At 70.5% G+C, this 26,367-nt stretch carries 8 protein-coding genes and 1 pseudogene; 1 reads left to right on the top strand and 8 read right to left on the bottom strand.

Features of this window, described 5'->3' with window-relative positions; genetic code table 11:
• From ACFXI3_RS21255 to ACFXI3_RS21220, 8 genes and pseudogenes are all read right to left on the bottom strand, one after another.
• On the bottom strand, positions 1-10,332 hold the full coding sequence (locus tag ACFXI3_RS21255; RefSeq protein WP_378401576.1) for an SDR family NAD(P)-dependent oxidoreductase: 10,332 nt from the start codon (positions 10,330-10,332) through the stop codon (positions 1-3).
• Positions 10,333-10,470: 138 nt separating this feature from the next.
• The gene (locus tag ACFXI3_RS21250; RefSeq protein ID WP_378401574.1) at positions 10,471-15,159 is read right to left on the bottom strand and encodes a type I polyketide synthase; all 4,689 of its coding nucleotides are present in this window, start codon (positions 15,157-15,159) and stop codon (positions 10,471-10,473) included.
• A 41-nt stretch (positions 15,160-15,200) separates the two neighbouring features.
• Positions 15,201-20,306 (bottom strand): annotated as a pseudogene (locus ACFXI3_RS21245) (SDR family NAD(P)-dependent oxidoreductase); the annotation flags it as partial.
• 125 nt (positions 20,307-20,431) lie between these two features.
• On the bottom strand, positions 20,432-21,304 hold the full coding sequence (locus tag ACFXI3_RS21240; protein WP_378401500.1) for a nucleotide disphospho-sugar-binding domain-containing protein: 873 nt from the start codon (positions 21,302-21,304) through the stop codon (positions 20,432-20,434).
• A 99-nt stretch (positions 21,305-21,403) separates the two neighbouring features.
• Entirely contained in the window at positions 21,404-23,959 is a 2,556-nt protein-coding gene (locus ACFXI3_RS21235; protein ID WP_378401498.1) for an ABC transporter permease, read from the bottom strand.
• Positions 23,956-24,723 carry an ABC transporter ATP-binding protein gene (locus ACFXI3_RS21230; RefSeq protein WP_354745006.1) on the bottom strand — a complete coding sequence of 256 codons (768 nt, stop codon included), beginning with the start codon at positions 24,721-24,723 and terminating at the stop codon, positions 23,956-23,958. Before ACFXI3_RS21230 ends, ACFXI3_RS21235 begins: the two co-directional genes overlap by 4 nt.
• On the bottom strand, positions 24,720-24,950 hold the full coding sequence (locus ACFXI3_RS21225; protein ID WP_378401496.1) for a hypothetical protein: 231 nt from the start codon (positions 24,948-24,950) through the stop codon (positions 24,720-24,722). The genes ACFXI3_RS21230 and ACFXI3_RS21225 overlap by 4 nt, the downstream gene beginning before the upstream one ends.
• 99 nt (positions 24,951-25,049) lie before the next feature.
• Complete coding sequence (locus tag ACFXI3_RS21220; protein WP_344272106.1) at positions 25,050-25,469, bottom strand: hypothetical protein; 420 nt, start codon at positions 25,467-25,469, stop codon at positions 25,050-25,052.
• A 70-nt stretch (positions 25,470-25,539) separates the two neighbouring features.
• On the opposite strand from ACFXI3_RS21220, the gene ACFXI3_RS21215 reads away from it, so the two are divergent.
• Positions 25,540-26,250 (top strand): TetR/AcrR family transcriptional regulator, encoded by a 711-nt coding sequence (locus tag ACFXI3_RS21215; RefSeq protein WP_378401494.1) that lies wholly within the window; start codon positions 25,540-25,542, stop codon positions 26,248-26,250.
• Positions 26,251-26,367: the final 117 nt, after the last annotated feature.

Below are 26,367 nucleotides of genomic sequence, written 5' to 3'. Positions count from 1 at the left end.
CTAATCGTCGTCCCCACCCCCGATCGCCATGCTGATCAACGCGTCGGTGTCCAGCTCGTCGATCGTGTCCTCGTCCACTGCGGACGATTCCAGCTCCTCGTCGGCGACGGACTGTTCCGGGATCTGGATGCCCGCCAGTTCGAGCAGTCCGTCGAGCAGGCCCGCCGAACGGAGCCGTTCCAGCGGGATCGCCGACAGCGCGTCCCGGATTCCCTGGTCCGACAACGGTTCCGGCTCGGTCTCGGCCGGGGCCAGCTCGGTGACCAGGTGCTCGGCGAGGATCCGCGGCGTCGGGTAGTCGAAGATCAGGCTGACCGGCAGCTTCAGGCCGGTGACGAGGCTGAGCTTGTTGCGGAACCCGGTGGCGGACAAGGAATCGAAGCCGACCTCGTTGAACGAGCGGTCCGCCTCCACCGCCTCCGGACCGGCGTGCCCGAGCAGCGTCGCCGCGTGCGTGCGCACCAAGGTGAGCACGGTGGGCACGCGCTTGCCCGGCGGGAGCGCGCCGAGTTTCTGCGCCAGCGATTCGGTGTCCTCCACGGCGTCCTGAGCCGCGCGCCTGCCGCGAGTGCCGGCGAGTTCGCGCAGGACGGCCGGGAGGTCGTCGTCGCCGGAGGACGCCAGTACGCGGGTGTCCAGCGCGATCGGCACGAGCAGTGGTTCGGGTGAACCCGCTGCCGCGTCCAGCAGTCGCAGACCGTCCTCTGTGGACAGCGCGGTGATGCCGGTTTCGCCGATGCGGTGGGCGTCCGCGTCCTCCAGTGCCGCGCCCATGCCTCCGCCCCACAGGCCCCAGGCGAGCGAGGAGCCCGCGAGACCCTCGCGTCGGCGGCGGACCGCCAAGGCGTCGAGGTAGGCATTGGCCGCGGCGTAGCTGCCCTGACCCGGTGCGCCGAGCACGCCGGCGGCCGAGGAGAACAGGACGAACGCGGTCAGGTTGCGGTCGCGGGTCAGCTCGTCGAGCGTCGCCGCGGCGTCGACCTTCGGGCGCAGGACGTGGTCGAGACGTTCCGGGGTAAGGGAAGTCAGGACACCGTCGTCCAGGACACCGGCCGCGTGCACGACTCCGCGCAGGTCGATTCCGTCCAGCAGGGCGGAAACCGCGGCGCGGTCTGCCACGTCGCAGGCGGCGAGCGTGACTTCGGCACCGAGACCGGTGAGTTCGTCCCGCAGTTCGGTCGCGCCGGGTGCGTCCGCACCGCGACGGCTGACCAGCAGGAGGTTCTGCACGCCGTGTTCGGTCACCAGGTGCCGGGCGACGGAACCGCCGAGCGCACCGGTCGCGCCGGTGATCAGCACCGTGCCTTCGGAGTCCCAGACCGGCGCGGCAGCGGCGTCGGCCGCGCGTTGCAGTCGCGGCACCAGCACCGCACCGGCGCGGAAAGCGACCTGCGGTTCGTCCGATGCCGACACTGCGGCAAGGGTGCGGCCGCTAGGGGTTCCGGTACCGAGGTCGATCAGGGTGATCCGGTCCGGGTGCTCGGCTTGCGCCGAACGGACCAGCCCGGCCACCGCGGCTCCGACTGGGTCGGGGCTTTCCTCGGCGTCGGCCGCGACCGCGCCGCGGGTGACCACCAGCAGCGAGCCCTCCGGGTGGGCGAGGAACGTCTGCAACTCGCCGAGGACCCGGTGCAGTTCCGTGTGCACGTCGTCGCCGGCGGCGGGCAGCACGACCAGGCCGGAAGCGTCGTCGATGCTGGTCGTGGCGGTGGCGCTGAGGGCATCGGTGAGGCCGAACGGGTCCTCGCCGACCACGGTCCAGTCGGTGACCTCGGCGACCGCGTCGAGGTCGGTCTGCTCCCACGCGAGGCGGAACAGCGACTCCGTGCCCCCGGTTTCGGCGGCTTGCGGCTGTGCCGACATCGGACGCAGCAGCAGCGAATCTACTGAAGCGACCGGCGCACCGGTGGCATCGGCGATCTTCAGCTCCGCCGTGCCCGAGCCGATCTGCTTCACGTGCACTCGCAGCGTCGTCGCGCCGACTGCGTGCAGCCGAACGCCTTCCCACGCGAACGGCAGCGCCGGTTCGTCGCCGACCGCGCTGGAGACGCCGATGGTGTGCAGGGCGGCGTCGAGAACGGTCGGATGGATGCCGTAACGGTCCACATCAGACACCGTGGCGGGCAACTGGATCTCCGCGAAAGCTTCGCCATCGCCCTTCCAGGCAGCGACGAGACCGCGGAACGCCGGACCGTACGCGAGACCGTCGGCGGCCAGTTCCTCATAGGTGCCCTCGAGTTGCACCTGCTCGGCGGCGGGCGGCCAAGCGGAGAGGTCGAACTTCTCCGACTTCCCTGCCTTCGCGAGGCGTCCGGTGGCATGACGGGTCCACGGGACGCCGTCCGCCGCGCCTTCCGGTCGCGAGTGGACAGTGAAGGTGCGAATGCCGTTCTCGGCCGCGTCGAGCGCGAACTGGACGCGCACGCCGGTCCGCTCCGGCACCACCAGCGGATACTCCAGCGTCAGCTCGTCCAGGCGCGGGCATCCGGCCTCGTCACCGGCGCGGATCGCCATCTCGACAAAACCGGTGCCGGGGAACAGGATCGAGCCGCCGACGACGTGGTCAGCCAGCCACGGGTGCGTGCCGACGGACAGCCGTCCGGTGAACAGCAGGCCTTCTGCGCCAGCCAGCTCCGTCGCGGTGCCGAGCAGCGGGTGGTCCTCCTGACCCGGTGCGGCGGCCGTGCTCTCCAGCCAGTAACGCTGGCGCTGGAACGGATACGTCGGCACCGGCACCGGGTGCGCGCCGGTCGGGGCGTAGATCGCCGACCAGTCGACGTCGACGCCGCTGACGTGCAGCTGCGCGACACCGGTCAGCGCGGCGACGGCTTCGTCCTGCTCCTTGTGCAGCAGTGAAGCGAGCACGAGACCGTCTGGGCGCTCGTCGAGGCAGGCATCGGCCATCGCGGTGAGCGTCGTGTCTGGGCCCAGTTCCAGGAACCGGGTCACGCCGTCTGCGGCGGCTCGGGTGACGGCGTCGCGGAACTGCACGCCTTCGCGGACCTGGTTCACCCAGTACTCCGCCGAGGTCAGGTCATCGGCAGGCTCGCCGGTGACCGTGGAGATGATCGGGGTCTTCGGCTCCGAATAGGACAGTCCTTCCGCGACAGTGCGGAACTCGGCGAGCATCGGGTCCATCAGTCGCGAGTGGAATGCGTGCGAGACGCGGAGTTGCTTGGTTCGCTCGAACTTCGCCGCCACTTCGGCGACCGCTTCCGCGGCACCGGAGATGACGACTGCTGTCGGGCCGTTTACCGCAGCAATGTCCACAGTGTCCCCAGCAGCTTCGCGAACCGCTTCGGGAGTCCCGTCGATCGCGACCATCGCGCCGCCGGTCGGCAGGGCCTGCATCAGCTTGCCACGGGCAACCACGAGCTTCGCGGCATCGGCCAGCGAGAAGACGCCAGCGCAGTGTGCGGCGGCAAGTTCGCCGATGGAATGTCCGGCCAGCAGGTCCGGCTTAACGCCCCAGGATCGGACCGTGCGGAACAGTGCGACTTCCAGCGCGAACAGCGCCGGTTGGGTCCAGCGGGTCTCGTCGAGGCCGTCGCCGCTTTCGATCACTTCGCGGAGCGGACGGTCGAGGTGCTTGTCGAGCTCGGCGCACACCTCGTCGTAGGACTCGGCGAAGGCCGGGTACCGCGCGGCCAGCTGCGAGCCCATCTGCGCCCGCTGCGAACCCTGGCCGGCGAACAGGAACGCGGTACGGCCGCTACCGGTGGCGGTGCCGCGGACGACGCCGCGTGCGTCCTCCTCGTCCACCAAGGCCGCCAGACCGCGCACGAACTGCGGCGAACGGCTGCCGATCAGCACCGCGCGGCGGTCGAACGCACTGCGTGCGGTCGCCAGTGAGAGACCGATGTCGGCGAGGCTGCCTTCCGGGTCCTCGTCCACATAGGACATCAGCTGCTCGGCCTTGGCCCGCAACGCTGCCGCACCGCGACCCGAGACCGGCCACGCGACCGGACCGTCGTAATCCGGACCCGTCGAGGCGGTGACCTCGCGGCGGTCGCCTTCCTCCAGGATCACGTGCGCGTTCGTGCCGCTCACGCCGAAGGACGAGACGCCGACGCGGCGGGTGTGGCCGTTCGGCAGCCACTTCACCGGCTCGGCGAGCACTCGCACCGCGCCCGTGGACCAGTCGATCTCGCTGGACGGCTTGCCCACGTGCAGCGTCGCGGGGAGTTCTCCGTGACGCATCGCTTCGATCATCTTGATCACGCCTGCCGCACCGGCTGCGGCCTGCGTGTGCCCGATGTTCGACTTCACCGAACCGATCCACAACGGACGGTCCGCCGACGTCTGGGTGCCGTAAGTGGCCAGCAGCGCCTGGACTTCGATCGGGTCGCCGAGCTTCGTGCCAGTGCCGTGTGCTTCGACGGCGTCCACATCGGACGGTTCCAGTCCGGCGTCGGCCAGCGCGGCGCGGATCACCCGCTGCTGCGCAGGACCGTTCGGCGCGGTCAGGCCGTTGGACGTGCCGTCCTGGTTCACCGCGCTGCCCTTGAGGACCGCCAGCACCGGGTGGCCGTTGGCGCGAGCGTCGGAAAGGCGCTCCAGCACCAGCACGCCAACACCTTCGGACCAGGTGGTGCCGTCGGCGTCGTCAGAGAACACCTTGCAGCGGCCGTCGGCGGCGAGGCCCTGCTGACGGCTAAATTCCACAAAGGTCTCCGGCGTGGCCATCACAGTGACGCCGCCAGCCAGCGCGAGAGAGCAGTCGCCGCCGCGCAATGCCTGCGCCGCCATGTGCATCGCGACCAGCGAAGACGAGCAAGCGGTGTCGACGGACACGGCCGGGCCTTCGAGGCCGAGGGTGTAGGAAACGCGGCCGGTGACGATCGAGCCAGCGCTGTTCGCACCGACGTAGTCGTGGTACTGGACACCCGCGTAGACGCCGGTCGGGCTGCACTTGAGCGAGACCGGGTCGATGCCGGACCGCTCTAACGCTTCCCAAGACGCTTCCAGCAGCAACCGCTGCTGCGGGTCGATCATCGGCGCTTCCTTCGGCGAGACACCGAAGAACGTCGGATCGAAATCGCCCGCGTCGTAGACGAATCCGCCGCGCGCGACGTACGTGGTGCCGGGACGGCGGCCGGTCGGGTCGAGCAGGCCGTCGATGTCCCAGCCGCGGTCGGCCGGGAAGACCCCGATCGCGTCGCGGCCCTCGGCGACGAGTTCCCACAGCTGCTCCGGCGAGGTGACGCCGCCGGGCAGACGGCAGGCCATGCCGACGATCGCGATGGGCTCGTCCGAGTTGTCCTTAGTGGACACAGTCTTGATTTCGACCGCTGTTCCCGCCAGTTCGTCGAGCAGGTGCGCGGCGAGGGCGGTCGGCGTGGGATGGTCGAAGATCAGCGTCGCGGGCAGCCGCTGGCCGGTGGCCGCAGTAAGGCCGTTGCGGAGTTCGATCGCGGTCAGCGAGTCGAAACCGAGCGACTGGAACTGTGCCGACGGCTCGATCTCGTGTGCCGCACGGTAACCGAGCACCGTGGCGGCGTGACTGCGCACCAGTTCCAGCACCGCGTCACGGCGGTCTTCTTCCGGAAGGCCCAACAGCCGTGCGCCAAACGAGTCCACTGAGGACTCGGCAGCGGCGGCGACCCGGCGCGTGGTGCGGCCGACCAGCTGCTCCAGCGTGCGCGGGAGCCGGTCGAGTTTGCGCAGCACCGGCAGGTCGAGCTTGGCCGGGACGGCGGTCGGCTTGCGGACGGCGATGGCGCGGTCGAACATCGCCAGACCCTCCGCAGTGGACAGTGGCACGATGCCGCTGGCCGCGAGCCGCTGCACCTCCTCCTCGGTGAGCGTGCCGCCCATGCCGCCGACCTCGCCCCACAGGCCCCAGTCCAGTGACAGACCCGGCAGACCATGCGCGACGCGGTGCGACGCGAGGGCGTCCAGATAGGCGTTGGCCGCGGCGTAGCTGCCCTGACCGGGCGCGCCGAGAACGCCGGAGACCGACGAGAACAGCACGAACGCGGACAGCGCGATCTCGCGGGTGAGTTCGTGCAGGTTCAGCGCGCCGTCGACCTTCGGGGCGAGCACAGCGTCGACCCGATCTGGGGTCAACGCGGTGACCACGCCGTCGTCGAGAACACCAGCGGCGTGCACGACCGCGGTGAGCGGGTTCTCCTCCGGCAGCGACGCCAGCACGCCTGCCAGCGCCGCGCGGTCGGCGACGTCGCAGCGCTCCAGCCGGACGTCGACCTCGCTCTCGCGCAACTCGGCGGCCAGCTGGTCGAGAGCGGGCGTGATCCGGCGGCTGAGCAGCAGCAACCGGCGGACGCCGTGCTCGGCGACCAGGTGCCGGGCGAGCTTTCCGCCCAGCGCGCCGGACGCGCCGGTGACCAGCACCGTGCCGTGCGGGCAGAAGTACGGCCGCTCCAGCTCCGGCGTCGTGCGGACCAGCCGGGGCACGAGGACGGTGCCGAGCCGGACCGCTGCCTGTGCCTCGCCCGAGGCCAGGACCTGCGGCAACACCGATTCCGGCGTGGTTTCGGCGTCGAGGTCGAGCAGGACGAACGCGTCCGGGTTCTCCTCCTGCGCGGAGCGGACCAGGCCCCAGACCGCAGAGGCGGCGAGGTCGGTGACGTCTCCGGCGGCCGGGACCGCACCGCGCGTGACCACCACGAGCCGGGCCTGCGAGGGGTGTTCCTCGGCCAGCCAAGCCTGAAGCGCGGCCAGCACACGGTGCGTGAGTTCGTGGGTCTCCGCGGCAGTGCCGGATTCGCCGACGCACTCGAGAATCTGGACGTCGGCAGTGTCCACAGTGGTCTCGACGTCCACCGAACGCTGCCATTCGATCCGGTACAGCGGCGCGGCCTGCTCGGCGACCGGCGCGGCGAACGCGCGGAACACCGTCTCGGCGACCGTCGCGACCGGAGCTCCAGTCGGGTCGGCGAGGGCGATGGTGAAACCGTCCTCTGTGGTCGGGGTGAACCGCACGCGCAGCGCGGACGCACCGGTGGCGTGCAGCTCAACTCCGGTCCAGCAGAACGGAACCCGGCCGACACCGCCGTCACCGCCACCGGCGACACGCAGCGCGTGGGTGCACGCGTCGAGCGCGGCCGGGTGGAGGCCGAAGCGGTCAGCGTCACTGTCCTCCGGCAACGCGACTTCGGCGAAGATCTCACCGTCGCGTTGCCAGACTGCTTGCAGGGAACGGAAAAGCGGGCCATACGTCAAGCCGGTGTCGGCGAAGTCGTCGTACAGACCGTCGATGGCGACCGACTCTGCGCCGGCGGGCGGCCACTCGGTCAGCGCAGTGCCGCCGCTGGCCGACTGCGGAGCGACGCTGCCGCTCGCGTGCAGGGTCCAATCGGCGTCGTCGTCCTCGGTTCGCGAGTGGACAGTCACCGAACGGACGTCGCGCTCCCCCGCCGCTCCGACGGTGACCTGTACCTGGATGCCGCCGCGCGCCGGCAGGACAAGCGGGCTGCCCAGGGTCAGTTCCTCGATCCGGCCGGAGCCGACCTGGTCTCCGGCGCGGACGACCAGCTCCAGGAACGCGGTTCCAGGCACGGTGACCGCGTCGCCGAGCTGGTGTTCGGCCAGCCACGGGTGCGTTTCGACGGACAGCCGGCCGGTGAGGACGACGCCGTCGGTGTCCGCGAGCGCGACGGCCGCGCCGAGCAACGGGTGCCCGGCGGACGTCAGCCCGGCGGCAGTGACCTCGTCACGGTTCGCGCGGGCGTCGAGCCAATACCGCTTGCGCTGGAACGCATACGGCGGCAGGTCGATGCGCTGAGCACCACGGTCGGCGAAGACCGCGGCCCAATCCGGGGTCAAACCGCTGACGAACAGCTCAGCCAACGCGGTGAGCGCGGCGGCCGGTTCTTCGCGGTCCTTGCGGAGCACCGGGACCACGAGCGCGTCGGACGTCTGGCGGACCAGCGCGGACAGCACGCCGTCCGGACCGACCTCGACGAAGCGTCCGACACCTTGTGCGGCAAGGGTTCCGACGCCGTCGTGGAACCGGACCGCGGCGCGGACCTGACGCACCCAGTAGTCCGGAGTGGACATGTCGACATCGGGGCCGACCGTGGAGACCAGCGGGATTTCCGGCTGGTGATAGGTCAGGCCACGGGCCACGGTGGCGAACTCCGCGAGCATCGGTTCCATCAGCGGCGAGTGGAACGCGTGCGACACCTTGAGCTTCGAAGACTTCCGCCCGTCGAACATAGCCACCACGGCTGCGACGGCGTCCTCGGTGCCGGAAAGCACGACGGAGTCCGGGCCGTTGATCGCGGCGATGCTGACCTCGTCAGTCAGATGCGGCGTGACCTCGTCCTCGGTCGCCTGCAGAGCCACCATCGAACCGCCGGACGGGAGGGCCTGCATCAACCGAGCCCGCGCGGCGACCAGAGTGGCGGCGTCGGCCAGCGAGAAGACTCCGGCGACGTGCGCGGCGGCGAGTTCGCCGATCGAGTGGCCGAGCAGGAAGTCCGGCTTGATCCCCCACGACGCGAGCAACCGGAACAGCGCCACCTCGATCGCGAACAGCGCGGGCTGGGTGTAGCCGGTTTGATTGATCAGTCGCGGTTTCTCGAACAGGACTGTCTTGAGTGGACGGTCGAGGTGCTGGTCCAGTTCGGCGCAGACCTCGTCCAGCGCCGCGCTGAAGACCGGGAACGCAGCGGCCAGCGCGGCCCCCATCCCGGTCCGCTGCGCACCTTGGCCGGAGAACAGGAACGCGGTCAGTCCTTCCACCTGCGTGCCGGTGACGACCTCCGGAGTGGTGACGCCGTCCGCGAGCGCGGCGATGGCCTGCTTCGGATTCTCGGCCAGCACGACCGCGCGGTGCGACAGCGGCGACCGCGACGTGGCGAGCGAAAAGCCCAGGTCAAGCGGGGTCACCTCGAACGACGCCAACTGCGCGGCCTGAGCCCGCAGCGCCGCACTCCCGTGGCCAGCCAGCGGCAGCGGAACCGCGACGCCCTCCGGCCAGCTCGGCGCAACCGGCGCGGCGGCCTCCACCGCAGGCGCTTCCTCCAGGATGATGTGCGCGTTCGTACCGCTCACGCCGAACGACGAAACACCCGCGCGACGTGGGCGTTCCCCAGTCGCCCACGGACGCTCGGTGCGCAGCAGCTCGACCGCGCCGGAGGTCCAATCGACCTCTGTGGACGGTTCAGTGACGTGCAGCGTGCGAGGCAGCAGACCGTGCCGCATCGCCTGCACCATCTTGATCACGCCGCTGACACCCGCCGCCGCCTGTGCGTGACCGATGTTCGACTTGATCGACCCGAGCCACAGCGGCTCGGTACGGTCCTGGCCGTAAGTAGCCAGCAAGGCTTGCGCCTCAATGGGATCGCCCAGCGTGGTGCCGGTGCCGTGGCCCTCGACAGCGTCCACATCGGACGCCGACAGCCGGGCGTTGGCGAGCGCCTGCCGGATCACCCGCTGCTGCGAAGGACCGTTCGGCGCGGTGAGGCCGTTGGACGCGCCGTCGGAGTTCACCGCCGAACCTCGGACGACCGCGAGCACCGGGTGTCCGTTGCGCTGGGCGTCGGAAAGCCGTTCCAGCAACAGGGTTCCCGCGCCCTCGGCCCAACCGGTGCCGTCCGCGCTGTCGGAGAACGCCTTGCACCGACCGTCCGCCGCAAGGCCGCGCTGACGGCTGAACGCGAGGAACGGTCCGGGGCGCGACATGATCATCACGCCGCCCGCCAGCGCGAGCGAGCAGTCCCGCTGGCGCAGCGACTGGACCGCCAAGTGCAGCGCGACCAGCGAAGACGAGCAAGCGGAGTCGATCGTGACGGCCGGGCCTTCCAGCCCGAGCGCGTAGGCGATCCGGCCGGAGATGACCGAACCGGCGTTGCCGGTGCTCAGGTAGTCCTCGACCTCGCCCGCGAGCACGGACGGCGGCAGCTCGTCGTAGTAGTCCTGCCCGCCGCTGCCGACGAACACGCCGACCTGCTGTTTTGCCAGCGAGTGCGGGGCGATGCCGGCCCGCTCGAAGGTTTCCCACGCCAGCTCCAGCACGATCCGCTGCTGCGGATCCATCGCCAGCGCCTCGCGCGGCGAGATGCCGAAGAACGGCGCGTCGAACTGGCCCGCGTCGTGGACGAACCCGCCTTCGGAGACGTAGCTCGTGCCGGGGCTGTCCGGGTCGGCGTCGAACAACCGGTCCAGCGCCCAGCCGCGGTCGGACGGGAACTCCCCGATCGCGTCTCGGCCGTTGGCGACCAGCTCCCACAGGTCGTCGGCGGACCGGACTCCGCCCGGGTAGCGGCAGCCCATCGCGACGATCGCGATCGGCTCGGATTCGGCGGCCTCGACCGCGCGCAGCCGCGCCCGCGTCTCCTGCAGGTTGGCGGTGACCCGCTTCAGGTAGTCGACCAGCTTGGTTTCGTCGGTCCTGGCTTCGTCAGACATCTGGAGAACCTCTTGTCGCGGTTTCGGGCTGTCCGTGAAGGGCTCCTTGAGGGAATCTGATTCCCGGAAGGAGCCCTTCACGGACAACGGGGGTCAGGCGCCGAGCTCGTCGTCGATGAGGGCGAACAGTTCGTCGGTGGTGGCCGCTTCGAGCGCTTCGGAGCCGGATTGGCCGCCGGACAGCGTCTGGTGCAGCGCGGCGACGACCGCCTGCAGCCGGGGCAGGATGCGGGACCGGTCGATCTCCGCGGCGTCGAGCGCGGCGGCCGCCGCTTCGAGCCGGTCGAGCCCGGCCTCGAGCGGGACCTCCGTCTCGCCCGCGCACAGCTGGCTCCACAGGTGCTCGGCCAGCGCCTGCGGGTTGACGTGGTCGAACGCGACCGTGGCGGGCAGCTTCAGGCCGGTGCCGGCGCCGAGCCGGTTACGCAGGTCGACCGCGGTCACCGAGTCGAAGCCGAGTTCCTTGAAGGCCCGCGCGGGTTCGACCGCACCCCCGTCGTCGTACCCGGCGACAGCGGCGACCTCGCCGCGCACCAGGTCCAGCACGGTCCGGCGCTGTTCAGCCGGGCTCAGCGCCGCCAGCCGGGTGGCGAGGTCGCCCGCGCCCACCGGTTCGGCGTCGGTCTGGTCGGCTGCCGCCTCGGGGATGCCGCGCAGCAGCGGGCGGGACCGGGCGAGCTGGTAGACCGGCGCGAACGCGGCCCAATCGATATCCGCGACGACCAGCTGGGACTCGTCATGGTCGAGCGCTTGGCCGAGGGCTTCGACGGCCAGCCGCGGGTCCATCTCGGCCAATCCCATGCGGCGCAACAGATCGCTCGCGTCCGCGTCGACCATGCCGCCACCGCCCCAGGACCCCCAGGCCACCGCGGTCGCGGTACGACCGGCCGCACGACGGCGCCGGGCCAGCGCGTCGAGGTAGGCGTTGCTGGCGCCGTAGGCGGGCTGGCCGGAGGTGCCCCACACCGCGGCGCCGGAGGACATCAGGACGAACGCGTCGAGTTCGGTGTCGCCGAGCAGCCGGTCGAGCAGCTCGGCCCCGGTGACCTTCGCACGGATCGCGGCGGTGAACTCCTCCAGCGTGACGTCGGCCAGCGCGGGCTCGCGGGTGAGCACTCCGGCGGCGTGCACCACGGCGGTCGGCGGGTGCTCGGCGAGCAGCTTGGACAGCGCTGTCTCGTCGGCAACGTCGCAGGCCACGACGGTGACGCGGGTGCCGGACAGCTCTTCCACCAGCTCACGCGCGCCCTCGGCTTCGAGGCCGCGACGGCTGGTCAGCACCAGGTGCTCCGCGCCTCGTCCGGCGAGCCAGCGCGCGACGTGGCCGCCGACCGCACCGGTGCCGCCGGTGATGAGCACGGTGCCGCGCGGCTGCCACGGCTCGGCGACGTCCGGGCCGAGCGGCGCGTGCACCATCCGCTTGGCGAACACTCCGGACGGCCGGATCGCGACCTGGTCCTCGTCGTTGATGCCGGAGACGACAGCGGCGAGCTTCGCAGCGTCAGATGCGTCCGTGACGTCGACCAGACCGCCCCAGCTGCCCGGCTGGTCCAGGGCGACCACGGTGCCGAGGCCCCAGACCGAGGCGGCTTCGGGGTCGGCGTCGGAGAATGCGTCGACTGCGACTGCACCTCGGGTGACGACCCAGGCCGGAGCGTCGATCTCGTTGTCCCGCAGGGCTTGCAGGAGCGAGATGGTGGTGAGCGTCGGGTTCTCGGCGAAGGCGAGCAGCGAGAGGACGCCGTCGAACGGGCGGACCGCGGTGGCCTCGCCGAGCAGTTCGGCCAACGCGGTGCGGGTGTAGTCGGCGGCGACCAAGCGGACGACGTCGCCCTGTTCGGCCAGCGCGTCCGCCAGGTCGGTTGCCTGCTTGTCCCCGGCCGGGACGACGATCAGCCAGCTGCCGGTGAGCCCGCTGGTCACGCCGGACAGCGGGGCCCAGGAGACGCGGTACCGCCAGGAGTCCACCGTGGACAGTTCGGTGCGGCGGCTGTGCCAGGCGGCCAGTGCCGGGACGACCTCGGCGAGCGGGCCGGTCCCGACGCCGAGCCTCGTGGCAAGCGCGTCGACGTCGCCGCCGGTCACGTCCTGCCAGAACTCCTGGTCGGCCACCGGGGTCGCCGTTTCCGCTGCGACGGCTTCTTCTTCGTGCCAGAAACGCTTGTGCTGGAACGGATAGGTCGGCAGGTCGACGATCTGCCCGCCGGGGACCAGCGAGAGCCAGTCGACCGAACCGCCGCGGACCGAGTACTCCGCCATCGAGGTCGCGAACCGGGTCAGGTCGCCCTCGTCGCGGCGCAGGGTGCCGACGACCGAACCGGTGTGGCCGGTTTCGTCCAGCGTCTCCTGGATGCTCATGGCCAGCACCGGGTGCGGGCTGATCTCGATGAACCGCGTGTAGCCCGCCTCGGCGAGCTGCGCGACGACCGGGGCGAACCGGACCGTGCGGCGCAGGTTGGCGAACCAGTACGGGGCGTCCACAGTAGACTCTTCGACCGCGTCGAGAGTGACCGTGGAGGTCATCGCGACGTCGCCGCGCCTCGGCTGGATCGGGCCGAGGTCCGCGAGCAGCCGGTCCGAGAGGTGTTCGACGTGCGCCGAATGCGACGCGTAGTCCACCGGGACCAGCTTCGCGCGGAAGCCTTCAGCCACCAGTTGATCGCGCAACTCTTCGAGCGCTTCGGTATCGCCGGACAGCACCGCGGAGGTCGCGCCGTTGTCGGCGGCGACCGAGATCCGGCCGTCCCACGCGCCAAGCCGCTCTTCCAGTTCGGTCGCCGGGAGGCCCGCCGCGAGCATGCCGCCTCCGCGTCCGCCGAGAATGTCGCCGATCGCTTTGCTCCGCAGCGCGACCACCAGCGCACCATCCTCAAGCGACAGTGCACCTGAGACAGTCGCGGCGGCGATTTCGCCCTGCGAGTGGCCGATGACCATGTCCGGCTCGACGCCGTGCGCACGCCACAGCGCAGCCAGCGAAACCATGACCGCCCAGAGCATCGGCTGCACGACGTCGACCCGGTCGGCCGGCGGGGTGCCCGGTTCGCTCTTGAGAACAGAGATGACCGACCATTCGGTGAACTTCCGCAGCGCGGTGTCGCATTCGGACATTCGCGCGGCGAAGGCCGGGGACTGCTCGATGAGGTCGAGAGCCATGCCCGTCCACTGTGAACCCTGGCCAGGAAACACGAAGACAGTGCGCCCACGCACATCCGCGGCACCAGTGATCACGTCCGGCCTCGAAGCGCCAGACGCCAAGGCGCGCAACGCTTCCTCAGCCTGCTTGCGGTCCTGCGCGACGACCACCGCACGGTGGTCCAGCGGTGCACGACCAGCGACGAGCGTGCGCACGACGTCGGCGAGGCCACTGTCCACTTGAGCCAGCTGCCCGGCGGACTCCGCCAGCGCGGCCGGAGTCTTCGCCGACAAGGCCAGCGGGTAGACGGGAGACGAAACAGCAGTCGCTTCCTCGGCGACCGGAGCCTGCTCGAGGATCACGTGCGCATTCGTCCCACTCACGCCGAACGACGACACCGCCGCCCGCCGCGGCCGGTTCACCTCGGGCCACGCCTGCGGTTCGGTGAGCAGCTCGACTGCGCCGGACGTCCAATCCACGTGCTTCGACGGCGTCCCGACGTGCAGCGTCTTCGGCAGCCGAGCGTGTTGCAGCGCCTGCACCATCTTGATCACGCCCGCGACGCCAGCGGCGGCCTGCGGGTGGCCCATGTTCGACTTGATCGAGCCGAGCAGCAACGGCGCACCGCTGCTGCGCTGACCGTAGGTTTCCAGCAGCGACTGAGCTTCGATCGGGTCGCCCAAAGCGGTTCCGGTGCCGTGCGCCTCGACAGCGTCCACATCGGACACCGAGAGCCCAGCGTCGACGAGCGCGGCCTCGATCACCCGGACCTGCGAAGGACCGTTTGGCGCGGAGAAACCGTTGCTGGCCCCGTCCTGGTTCACCGCCGAACCGCGCAGCAGCGCGAGCACGCGGTGCCCGTTGCGCTGTGCGTCGGAAAGCCGCTCCAGGACCAGCACCCCGACGCCTTCCGCCCACGAAGTGCCATCGGCGTCGTCGGAGAACGACTTGCTCCGGCCGTCCGCCGCGAGACCGCGACGGCTGCAGAAGTCCACGAACATCTCCGGCGTCCCCATCACCGCGACGCCGCTCGCCAGCGCGAGCGAGCAGTCTCCGCGACGCAGCCCTTGCGCGGCCATGTGCAGCGCGACCAGCGAAGACGAGCACGCGGTGTCCACCGACACCGACGGTCCTTCGAGGCCGAGTGTGTAGGAAACCTGGCCGGACACCAGGCTGCCGTCCGGGCTGCCGCCGCTGTAGTCGTGGTACATCACGCCGGCGTAGACGCCGGTCGAGCTGCCCTTGAGCCCGTGCGGGTCGAGCCCCGCGCGCTCGAACGCCTCCCAGGACGCTTCGAGCAGGATCCGCTGCTGCGGGTCGGCGCGGCGGGCGTCGCGCGGGCTGATGCCGAAGAACTCGGCGTCGAAATCCGCTGCGTTATAAAGGAAACCGCCGTGCCGGGTGTAGGTCTTGCCGGGCCGCTCGGGCGTCGGGTCGTAGACGCCCTCGATGTCCCAGCCGCGGTCGGCCGGGAACTCCCCGATCGCGTCGCGGCCCTCGTCGACGAGGTCCCACAGGTCGTCCGGCGTCCGCACACCCCCGGGGTAGCGGCAGCTCATGCCGATGATGGCGATCGGCTCGGTGTCGCGCGCCTCCAGCTCGTGCAGCCGGCGGCGGGCCTGCTTGAGATCGGCCGTCGCACGCTTCAGGTAGTCGCGGAGCTTGTCCTCGTTGCTCATGGTCTGCCCGTTCATGAGATGCCCAATTCGTCGTCCAGGACGGCAAACAGCTCGTCGTCGGTGGCCTCGTCCAGATCGGCTTCGGTTTCGGCTCCCGCGTGCGCGTCGGCCCACTTGCGCACCAAGGCGTCCAGCCGCGCGGCGACCTTCGCGGTCGACCCGTTCAGCGTTCCGGCCGCGCCCCCGAGGAGCGTTTCCAGCCGGTCGATCTCGGTCAGCAGCGGTTCGGCCGGGCCGCGGCCCACGCCGAGCAGCTCGTGCAGCCGCCGGGCCAGCGCGGCCGGGGTCGGGTGGTCGAACACGATGGTCGCGGTCAGCTTCAGCCCGGTCCGCGCGCCGAGCTGGTTGCGCAGTTCGACGGAGGTGAGCGAGTCGAAGCCCATCTCCTGGAACGCACGGTCCGGCTCGACCGCGGCGGCGTTCGCGAAGCCGAGGATCGCCGCGACCTGCCCGGACACCAGGCTCAGCAGGTACTCCTCGCGCTCGGCCTCGGGCACGGTCGCCAACCTTGTCGCTGCCGGAGCCTTTTTGGCTGGCCGGCGAACCATGCTCCGGAGGACCGGCGGCAGGTCGTCGGTCCGGGCGCGCAGCGCCGCCTGGTCCAGGCGGACCGGCGCGAGCACGGGTTCGGCCGACGCGAGGCTGGCGTCCAGCAGGGCGAGTGCTTCAGCGGTCGCCATCGGCGGTGTGCCCAGACGGCGGAGACGGCGGAAGTCCGCTTCGGACAGTTCGCCCGCCATGCCGCCGTCCTCGGACCACGCGCCCCAGCACAGCGACGTCGCCGGAAGTCCTTGGGCGCGACGGTGTTCGGCCAGTTCGTCGAGGAAGGCGTTGGCCGCGGCGTATCCCGCCTGCCCGGCCGCGAGGACCGTGCTTGCGGCGGAGGAGAACAGGACGAACGCGTCCAAGTTGCTCGTCAGCTCGTGCAGGTTCCAGGCGCCGTCGACCTTCGGCGCGAAGACGCGGGCGGTTTCTTCCTCGGTGAGGGTCTCGACGCGTCCGGCCGACGGCACGCCTGCCGCGTGGATGACGGCGGACAGCGGGCCGACGGTTTCGAGGAGGTTCCGCACGGACTCCGCGTCGGTGACGTCGCACGCTTCGACCGCGACTGTCGCACCTCGGGAAGTCAGCTCGTCGCGTAGCTCGGCCGCACCGGGGGCGTTCGCTCCCCGACGGCTGGTCAGGACGAGGTTCCGCACGCCGTGCTTGGTCACAAGGTGCCGGGCGACGACTGCGCCGAGACCGCCGGTACCGCCGGTGACCAGTACTTTGTCCCAGTTCAGTTCGGTCGGTTCCGCAGTGACGGTGGTGAATCGCGGGGCGAAGACCTGGCCGTCGCGGACCGCGGTCTCCGGCTCGCCGGTAGCCAACGCGGTCTCCGGGTCGCCATCGACCAGCGCGAACCGGCCGGGGTTCTCCGCCGCAGCCGCGCGGACCAGTCCCCAGGCCGGGGCGAGCGCCGGATCAACATCCTCACCGTTGACGGACACCGCTCCGCGCGTGACGACCGCGAGGCGACCATCGCCGTCGAGAGTTTCCTGGATGGCGGCGAGCACCTTCGCCGCGACCGCGCGTGCTGCTTCCGGCACTCGACGCTCCGAAGTGGACACTTCGAGAATCCGGAAGTCGTGCTGTTCGCCGATATTCTCGACGGGCTCCCAATTAACCCGGTACAGCGAGTCTTTCGCCGGAGCCAGCTTGAGCGCCCGCGCGGCGAGTGCCTCGACGGTCAGGACCGGGCCGCCGGTGGCGTCGGCGATCTGCAGAGTGATCGCGTCGGTGCCCGCCGGGGCGACTCGGACCCGCAGCGTCGACGCGCCCGGCGAGTGCACGGTCGTGCCGCTGAAGGAGAACGGCAGCATCGGCTCGGCACCGCCCTCGGGGGCCGGGCCGAGGAGCTGCGCGTGCATGGCGGCGTCGAGCAGGGCGGGGTGGACGCCGTAGTCGCGAGCCTCGGCACCGTCGGGAAGCGTGACCTCCGCGTAAATGACGTCGCCGTCTTGCCACATCGCTTGCAGGCCCTGGAAAGCCGGGCCGTAGTCGTAGCCCAAGGCAGCGAGAGTCGTGTACGGGTCGTCCAGCTCGACCTTCGTCGCACCGGCGGGCGGCCACTCGGCGAAGTCGAAGGAGGGTGCTTCCGCAGTCGGGGCAACGAAACCGCTGGCGTGCCGGGCCCAGGATTCGGCGCTGTCCTGTCGCGAGTGGACGGTTACCGTGCGGCGGCCGTTGTCATCCGGTGCCTCGACGGAGACCTGGATCGCCGCGCTTTCGGTGAGGGTGAGCGGCGCTTCGAGGGTGAGTTCCTCGATGTGCGCGCAGCCGACCTCGGCAGCGGCGCGGTGCACTAGCTCGACAAACGCCGTCCCGGGAACCAGAACCGTGCCGAGCACGACGTGGTCGGCGACCCAGCCGACGCTGGTGGTGGACAGCCGGCCGGTCAGCACCACCGAATCGGTCTCCGGCAGGTGGACGACGGAGCTCAGCATCGGGTGTTCGGCGGGCCGCTGGCCGTGCTCGGTCGCGTCGCCGCTGGCCGTGTCGGCGGGGAGCCAGTAGCGGGTGCGGCGGAAGGCGTAGGTCGGCAGCTCGACGCGGCGCGCGCCCGGGTAGAACGCAGTCCAGTCCACCGGGACGCCGCGCGCGTGCAGGGTCGCGAGCGCGGTGACGGCGGTGATCGCTTCGCCGCGGTCCTTGCGCTGGGCCGGAATGAAGGCGAGGGTGTCGTCGTCAAACGCGTTCTGGGCAGCGGCGGTGAGGACTGCGGACGGTCCAATCTCGACAAACGTCCGGACGCCTTCGTCCGCCAGCTTCTCGACCCCGGCGTGGAACCGGACCGCGGCGCGGACCTGACGTACCCAGTAGTCCGGAGTGGACAGATCCTCGCCGGCACCGACAGTGGAGACGATCGGGATCTGCGGCTTCGCGTAGGTGAGCTTCTCGGCCGCGACGGCGAATTCGGCGAGCATCGGTTCCATCAGTGGCGAGTGGAACGCGTGCGACACCTTGAGTTTCGAGGACTTCCGCCCGTCAAACGCGGCCACCACGGCGGCGACGGCGTCTTCGGTGCCAGAAAGCACGACTGAGTCCGGGCCGTTGATCGCGGCAATACTCACCTGGTCGGTCAGATGCGGCGTGACCTCGTCCTCGGTCGCCTGCAGAGCCACCATCGACCCGCCGGACGGCAAAGCCTGCATCAGCCGCGCCCGCGCGCCGACCAAGGCCGCCGCGTCCGGGAGCGAGAGAATCCCGGCGACGTGCGCGGCGGCCAGTTCCCCGATCGAGTGGCCAAGCAGGAAGTCCGGCTTGATCCCCCACGACGCCAGCAACCGGAACAGCGCCACCTCGACCGCGAACAACGCGGGTTGAGTGAACCCGGTGCGCTCCAGCTCGGCGGCATCGTCAAGGACTGTCTTCAGTGGACGGTCCAGGTGCGGGTCGAGTTCGGCGCACACGGCGTCGAAGGCTTCGGCGAAGGCCGGGTACTTCGCGGCGAGTTCCTTGCCCATCCCGGCCCGCTGTGCGCCCTGGCCGGTGAAGAGGAACGCCGTACGGCCGTTGGTGCGGCGGTCCCGTACTTCGCTCAGGCCGTCTCGCGTCGCACCGACAAGCACGGCGCGGTGGTCGAGCATGGACCGGGTGGTGGCCAGGGAGAAACCGACATCGGTCGGCGATCCTTCAAGGCCGGTGAGCTGGTTGACCTGAGCATCGAGCGTGTCCGCCGTGTCCGCGGACACCGGCCAAGCCAGCACCGGCACCTCGGCTGGCGCAGCGGCGTCCTCGACCGGCTCGGCTTGTTCGACAATCACATGCGCGTTGGTGCCGCTGATCCCGAACGACGACACCGCGGCACGACGGGCACGTCCGGTCTCCGGCCACGGGCGGGCCTCGGTGAGCAGCTCGACCTCGCCGGCCGACCAGTCCACGTGCGGCGAGGGCGCGTCGACGTGCAGAGTCTTCGGCAGCACGCCGTGCCGGATCGCCTCCACGACCTTGATCACGCCGCCGACGCCGGCCGCAGCCTGGGTGTGTCCGATGTTCGACTTGAGCGAGCCCAGCCACAGCGGTTCAGTGCGGTCCTGGCCATAAGTCGCGAGCAGCGCCTGCGCCTCGATCGGGTCGCCGAGCTTCGTGCCGGTGCCGTGGCCCTCGACGAGGTCGACGTCCGCCGTGCTCAGCCCGGCCGATTCCAGCGCCTGGCGGATGACTCGCTGCTGCGCGGGTCCATTAGGGACAGTCAGACCGCTCGACGCGCCATCGGAGTTCACCGCGGAGCCGCGGATCACGGCGAGCACCGGGTGACCGTTGCGACGAGCTTCGGAAAGCCGCTCGACGACGAGGACACCCGCGCCCTCGCCCCAGCCGGTTCCGTCGGCCGCGGCGGCGAACGCCTTGCACCGGCCGTCGTCGGAAAGCCCGCGCTGCTCGGAGAAATACACGAAAGTTTCGGGCGTGGCCATCACCGTGACGCCGCCGACCAGCGCCAGCGAACAGTCACCGCGGCGGAGTGCCTGCGCGGCCCAGTGAAGCGCGACGAGCGACGACGAGCACGCGGTGTCCACGCTCACCGCCGGCCCTTCGAGCCCGAGCGCGTAAGCGACCCGGCCGGACACGACGCTGCCAGCGGCCGCGTGCCCGGCGTAATCGTGGTACATGACGCCGGTGAACACGCCGGTTTCGCTGCCGCGCAACGTCTCCGGCACGATCCCGGCCCGTTCCAGCGCGGTCCACGAGGTCTCCAGCAGGATCCGCTGCTGTGCGTCCATCGCGAGCGCCTCGCGCGGCGAGATGCCGAAGAACTCCGGGTCGAATTCCGCCGCGTCGTAAAGGAATCCGGCCTCACGAGTGTTCGTGGTTCCGGGCCGCTCGCCGCTGGGGTCGTACAGCGTGTCCAGCGGCCAGCCGCGGTCCTCCGGGAAGCCACCGATCGCGTCGGTTCCGGTGGCGACGAGGTTCCACAGGTCCTCGGGCGACGTGACGCCGCCCGGGTACCGGCAGGCCATGCCGACGATCGCGATCGGCTCGCCGTCGCGCTCGCGCGTTTCCTGCAGTGCCCGCTTCGCTTCGCGAAGATCAGTCGTCGCGCGTTTGAGGTAGGCGAGCAGTTTGCGCTCGTTCTCGCCGCCGGACTGGAAGTCGCTACTCACGCCAATCGCCCCGCCTAACCGCGAAAAAGGGTGGAAAGTGCCACGTCGGGAACGCTACCGACGGCGCTGGCGGGCCCCCACCCCTAGCGGCCCCACATTCAGCTGGCCAGCGCGGCGGCGACCACGCGAGGGGCCGGCAGCGCCGCCACCTCCGCACGCAAAGCGCTCGCACCGGCACGAAGCGTTTCTCCCGTCAGCCGGGAAATCCCTTCTGCCGCACCGGAAATACCCGCCCCCGCAGCTGTCACGCGAGCGCCGAAAGCGGATTCGGTCAACGACAGCTGCGGCAGTCCGTACGCCACCGCGGCAAGCGCCAAGGTCTCGTCACCGTCGTGCACCACCGCCGCACAGGTCGGCAATACGGCAGCCGGCGGCGCGGCGTCGACGAGCTTCAGTTTCTGCGGCAATTCGAGACCAGCGGGCAGCTCTGCCGCACAGACAATTTCAGCGTCCACATCGGACATTGCCCGGAAGACCGGCTCGTACCACGACGGATCGTTCAGCGACAGGAGAATGCGTGCCCGGCGTGCCTTGCGGCGCAACCAAGTCGGCACCTCGACGGGGCCGAAGTACGGCACGTGCCGCAGCGGTTGTCCGGGAGAGTCCCGCAATGAAGGCGGGACGACGTCGAGCGTGAGGTCCGCAGCTGCGTCAGGTTCATCGTCCGGACCCAGCACGCGAACCGCCTTAGCGTCAGCCGCGCGCGCGGCGGCGATTCCGGCAGGAGCGTTCGACACGACCGCCGCGGGCCGCCACAATTGCGCGAACTTGGTCAGCGCAGCGGATTCGGCGAGCTCCGCGTCGCCGTCCTCGAGCTCGACCGCGACGCAGCCGGTGCGCAGGATGTCCTCGACGAACGCGGGCCGCCCGGCGATTTTCACGTCGTGCCCGGCAGTTCGCAGCGCCCAGGCCAGCGGAACCAGGGTGTGCAGACGGGCCGTTGACGACGGCGCGGCCAGGAGTACACGCATGGGGATCACTCCAGATACGACAAAACCGGGCCGGCCCGGTGCGGACAGTCGTGACGAGACTATCCACCCCGGACCGGCCCGGCGTACCCCTAGAAGCCGTTACTGGCCAGGCATTTTCACCGCTTCGATGGCGTTGCGGCGCATCGCCAGCCGCGCCGAGAGCGCGGTCGCCGGCCACACGATCAGGAAGATCGCGAGGACCACGCCGAGGAACACCCAGATCGGCCCGGACGGGATGATCTCGCCGGTGGTGAGCGCCATCGGCACCACGGTGAAGAGCGAGATCACGATGCCGAGCACGAGCCCGGTCACCGCCACGATCCCGCCTTCCACGAACAGCATCCGCCGGATCTGCCCGCGATCCGCGCCGGCGAGCCGCTGCGCGCCGAACTCCCGCCGTCGGGCCAGCACGGCCACCGCGAGCGTGTTCACCGCGGCGATCGCGGCGTACGCGATGGCCAGCACGGCCAGCAGATAGTTGATCAGCGCCTCGACGTCGGCACTCGCCTGGAAGCTCGCGGCGAGCGCGCTGTCGTCGCCGACCGTGACCCCGGGCCAGTCCTTCGCCCGATCGGACAGCGCCGACACGATCGCACTGGCGTCCCCGCCCCGCACGAGCACCTGCGACGCCAGGCCGCTGGTCGTGTGCGCGGCCAGGAGGTCCGCGGGCAGAATCATGCTCGCGTAGCTGGACGGGCTGTCCAGCAGCGCGACCACGGTCACCGGGACCTGCGCCCCGTCGCCGAGCCGCATCTTGATGTTCGAGCCGACCTTGACTTCCAGCTTTTCAGCGACCGACGCGGGCAGCGCCACGGAATTCCCGCGCAGCTGCGTCAGCGAGCCTTCGGTGACCTCGGTGGCGAGCACCGTGCCGCCCTGGTCCTGCGCGGCGACGCCGAGCAGCCGCAGCGGGTCGCTTCCGTTGCCGTCGTAGGGCTCCTCGACCCAGCCGGAGCTGGTGACGAGCGGCGATGAGGTCGCAACCCCTGGCGTACTGCGGATCTGCGCGAGCTCGTCCGGCGAGAACCCGCCCGCGGTCGAGGTAACCACCGCGTCTGCCTTCAACTGACCGGCGTACGCGGCGATCTGCGCTTTTTGGGCGGTGGTCTCGGAATACACGTTGCCGAGCGCGACCGCGCTGGCGAGCGTGATCGGCGTGAGCACCGCAGCGAACGCGACCGCCCGTGCCCGGGTGTTGATGACCGCGAGCGTGGCGTCGCGGCCGGCGACCCGGCGCACGAACGGACCGAACCGGTCCACCACCCAGGCGATGATCTCCGGACCGAGCAGCGCGACGCCGATCGCGCCGGTGAGCACCGCCGGTCCGCCGATCGCCGCCGCGGTGTCGGCGGGCATGAAGATCGTGGTCGCGGCGAGCAAAACCGTCGCCGCACCGCAGATCAGCGCGCCCATGCGGCGCATCGCGTTCACCTTGACGCCCGGAATCGCCGCTTCGGCCAGCGCCTGGATGGGCCGGGCCCGCGCGGCGGCGAGCGCGGCGAACCACGCGGCCCCGAAGGTGATCGCGAGCGTGGCGATGACCCCGGCCGCGAACGCGATGATGTCCTGGGTGAAGGCGAGTTCGTCCGGCACGATGCCGAGCGAGCCGCTGGTGCTGAAGATCCAGTTTCCGAGCAGGCTGCCCAGGAACGCCCCGCACACCGCGGCGATCGCGCCGACCGCCATCGTCTCCATGACGACCATGCGGTGCACCTGTTTCGGCGTCGCCCCGGTCGCCCGCAGCAGCGCTAGCTCCTGCTGCCGCTGCCGGACGGTGAGGCTGATCGTCGCCGAGACGACCAGTGCCATCACGACCAGCACCATTCCGCCGAACACCGCCGCGAGCAGGATCAGCGGCAGCTGGCTTCCGCTTACGCCGAGGAATTCGGCCGAACCGCGGTCGTCGCCGGTCAGCACGGTGAGCGAGGGAACCTGCGCGGAAATCTTGCCCGCCAGGTCCGCCGCGTCGACACCGTCTGCCGGGAAAACGCCGACGAGGCCGACCGTTCCGGGATGCGGGTTGAACCGCTGGGCGTCGGTGACCGAGAAGAAGAACGCGGGCGCCTTCACGGTCTGCGAAGGCTGTGCGACACCGGAAATCTGGAACGACTGCCGCTGCCCGTTCACCGCCAGATCAACGGCCGAACCCGCGTGCAGCCCAGCCGCGGACGCGGTGGTCGCGTCAATGACCACTTGCCCCGGAGTGTTCGGCGCCGCGCCTTCGGTGAGCTTGTATCCGCCCAGCGAAGCCGAATCCCAGCCGTGTCCGGAAAGGACAGACTCACCCGATTCGGCGGGCGCGCCGTCGTGCAGCAGCACGGTCGCGAACGACACGTCCGGCACCGCCTGCCTGACGCCCTGCACCGCGGAGATCTTCGCGACCTGGTCCTCCGGCAGCACCGCACGCTCGGCGTACGGGACGACCTGGGATTCCTCGTCCGGCAGCTTGAACCCGGCGGACCCGCCGACCACGAGCGGTGCCGCGGACAGCCGTTCCGGCGCGGCCTTAAGCACGATCGCCGTCTCGAACAGCCCGGCGCACGCGATCAGCAGACCGCAGCCGATGAGGATGGCGACGAACGACGCGAGCGACGCCGCCGCGCGGTACCGGAGGCTCGACAGCGCGAGCGCGAGCACCACTCGCCGCGAACTCACCGCTGCCTCCTCGCTTGCTCGCCGAGGTGCGCCAGGGTGCTCGCGACCGCGTCGACGCTGGGCGTGGTCATCTGCGTGACGATCCGGCCGTCGACCAGGAACAGCACGTTGTCCGCGTGGGACGCCGCGACCGGGTCGTGGGTGACCATCACGATGGTCTGGCCCGCGCTGACCAGCTCGCGCATCAGGCCGAGCACCTCGAGCGCGGTGGTGGTGTCGAGCGCGCCGGTCGGCTCGTCGGCGAACACCACGGCCGGGCGGGCGGCGAGCGCGCGAGCGATCGCGACGCGCTGCTGCTGTCCGCCGGACAGCTCGCCGGGCCGGTGCTTCACGCGCTGGGACAGCCCGACGCGCGCGATCACCTGGTCCACCCACGCCTTGTCCGGCGTGCGGCCGGCCAGGAGCGTGGGCAGCGTGACGTTCTGCTCCACGTTCAGCGCCGGCATCAGGTTGAACGACTGGAAAATGAACGCCACGTGCTCGCGGCGCAGCTCGGTGAGCTGGGTTTCGTTCTTGCCCTTGAGGTCGGTCCCCACGAGGGTGACCTGCCCCGAGGTCGGCGTGTCCAGCCCCGCCGCGCAGTGCAGCAGGGTGCTCTTGCCGGACCCGGACGGGCCCATCACCGCGGTGAAGGTGCCTGCCGGGAAGGCGACGGACACGCCGGCGAGCGCTTCGACGGCGCTCTCGCCGCGGCCGTAGGTCTTGTGCACCGCGTCCAGCTGGACGGGTGTCGCCACGGAAGTAGTGGTGGGCACGTCGTTCACTCCGATCCGTTCCCGGAACCGCGGCGCTCGAGCGACCACCAGACCGCGAGCACGAGCGCGCCCCCGCCCAGCGTCCAGAGCCAGAAGGGCGACTTGAAGGACATGCTGATGAGGCTCATCAGCAGCCAGATCACGAACTGGACCCCCGTGATGGCGGCCCAGGCGATCGTGACGATTCGGCGAGCGAGTCCGCTCCCGGAGCGGGTCTTCTCGGTGCTCTCCGACATGAGGCCCCCCAATACGGCTTCGACGGAGTCGGGATTAATTGTGTAAGGCTTGAACAGTTTAGCGGACTCCCGCGGACGGGGGAACCCCAGGGGTTTCGCTCAGGACGCCCGGCCCGCCGTGGCCCGCGCCCGCCGGTCGAAGTCCCGGACGCTCCACACGCCCGCGACCAGCACTCCGCCGCCCAGATAGACCCAGAGCAGCCACAGCGGATCCCACTGCCCGCCGATCACCCCGATGCCGAACCAGATCAGCGTGTTGACCGCCACGACCACCACCCACAGCCCGAACGCGAGCTTCGGCGCGGCCTCCAGCAGCGGCGGCGGCGACCCGGACGCCCGCCCTTCGACCGCGGCCCGCAACGCCGCGTGCGACTCCGCGAGCCGGATCCGGGCCAGCCTGCGAGCCGCTTCCTGCCCGTCGCAGACGCCCTCCGAACGGGCGTGCTCGACCTCGGTAGCCGCCAGCTTCCGATCCAGTTCGGTGACCTTCCCGAATCCGAACCGGTTGGTCTCGCTCACGTTGGCTCGCCCCCAGACCAGATCAGTGTAAGACTTGCACAGTTTACTGAAAGACGTACCGGAGCGAAAGATGCCGATCGAGCCCGATCCCCGAGCCCTGCCGCCGGGCCTGACCCCAGCCTGGCTGGGCGCCCCCCGTCCCCGCCGAGGACCGAAGCCGTCGCACACCGTAGCGGCGGTGGTAGCCGCGGCGGTAGAACTGGCCGACACCGAAGGCCTGGCAGCCGCGTCGCTGCCGAACATCGCGTCCGCACTGGGCCTGACGACCAACGCGCTGTACCGTTACGTGAGCTCGAAAGACGAGCTGCTGATCCTCCTGGCCGAAGCCGGCTTCGGCCCACCTCCGCCCGCCCCCGTCGGCCTGGACTGGCGCTCCGCCGTCCGCACCTGGGCCGACGCCGCAACCAAGCGATACGCGACGCGCCCGTGGCTGCTGGACGTCCGCGAGGGCCTGACTCCACACCGCCTGCGCTGGACCGAGCAACTTCTGGCGATCTTTGTTGAAGCCGGCCTGTCCACAGTGGACGCACTGTCCTGCGCAGAACTAGTCTCGGCGGTAGTCCGAGCCACCGCAGACCGCCGCCGCACGATCGCCGACCCGGACTCCCCGGAATCCACCGAGTACGCAGCCGAAGTGCGGGCCTTCCTGCACCCCCGCCTGACCGAAGGCGATTACCCGCACCTGGCCGAACTAACGGAGTCCCAAGAATTCCCAGCCGCCGCCCCCGAAGACTTCGCCCTGGAACGAATCTTGGATGGAATCGCCGCCCTGCTCCCATAACGAGTCCGTGAGGGGAACCCTGAGGGACTCAGAGTCCCTCAGGGTTCCCCTCACGACCATCGCCGGTCCGCGAAGGCTGTCTCTTATACACAAAACCCAGACCACGAGACCAACTAA

The sequence above is a fragment of the Amycolatopsis sp. NPDC059235 genome (genome assembly GCF_042754125.1).
Classification (GTDB): Bacteria; Actinomycetota; Actinomycetes; order Mycobacteriales; family Pseudonocardiaceae; genus Amycolatopsis; species Amycolatopsis albidoflava.
The sequence above is the reverse complement of the archived record's forward strand: the minus strand, read 5'-3'. Positions and strand labels throughout refer to the sequence as shown.

What these genes read in the sequence shown, in the direction of transcription:
- ACFXI3_RS21240 (WP_378401500.1), bottom strand. Translation starts at nt 21,304, where the DNA reads ATGCGTGTACTCCTGGCCGCGCCGTCGTCAACGGCCCGTCTGCACACC.
- ACFXI3_RS21225 (WP_378401496.1), bottom strand. Translation starts at nt 24,950, where the DNA reads ATGTCGGAGAGCACCGAGAAGACCCGCTCCGGGAGCGGACTCGCTCGC.
- ACFXI3_RS21215 (WP_378401494.1), top strand. Translation starts at nt 25,540, where the DNA reads ATGCCGATCGAGCCCGATCCCCGAGCCCTGCCGCCGGGCCTGACCCCA.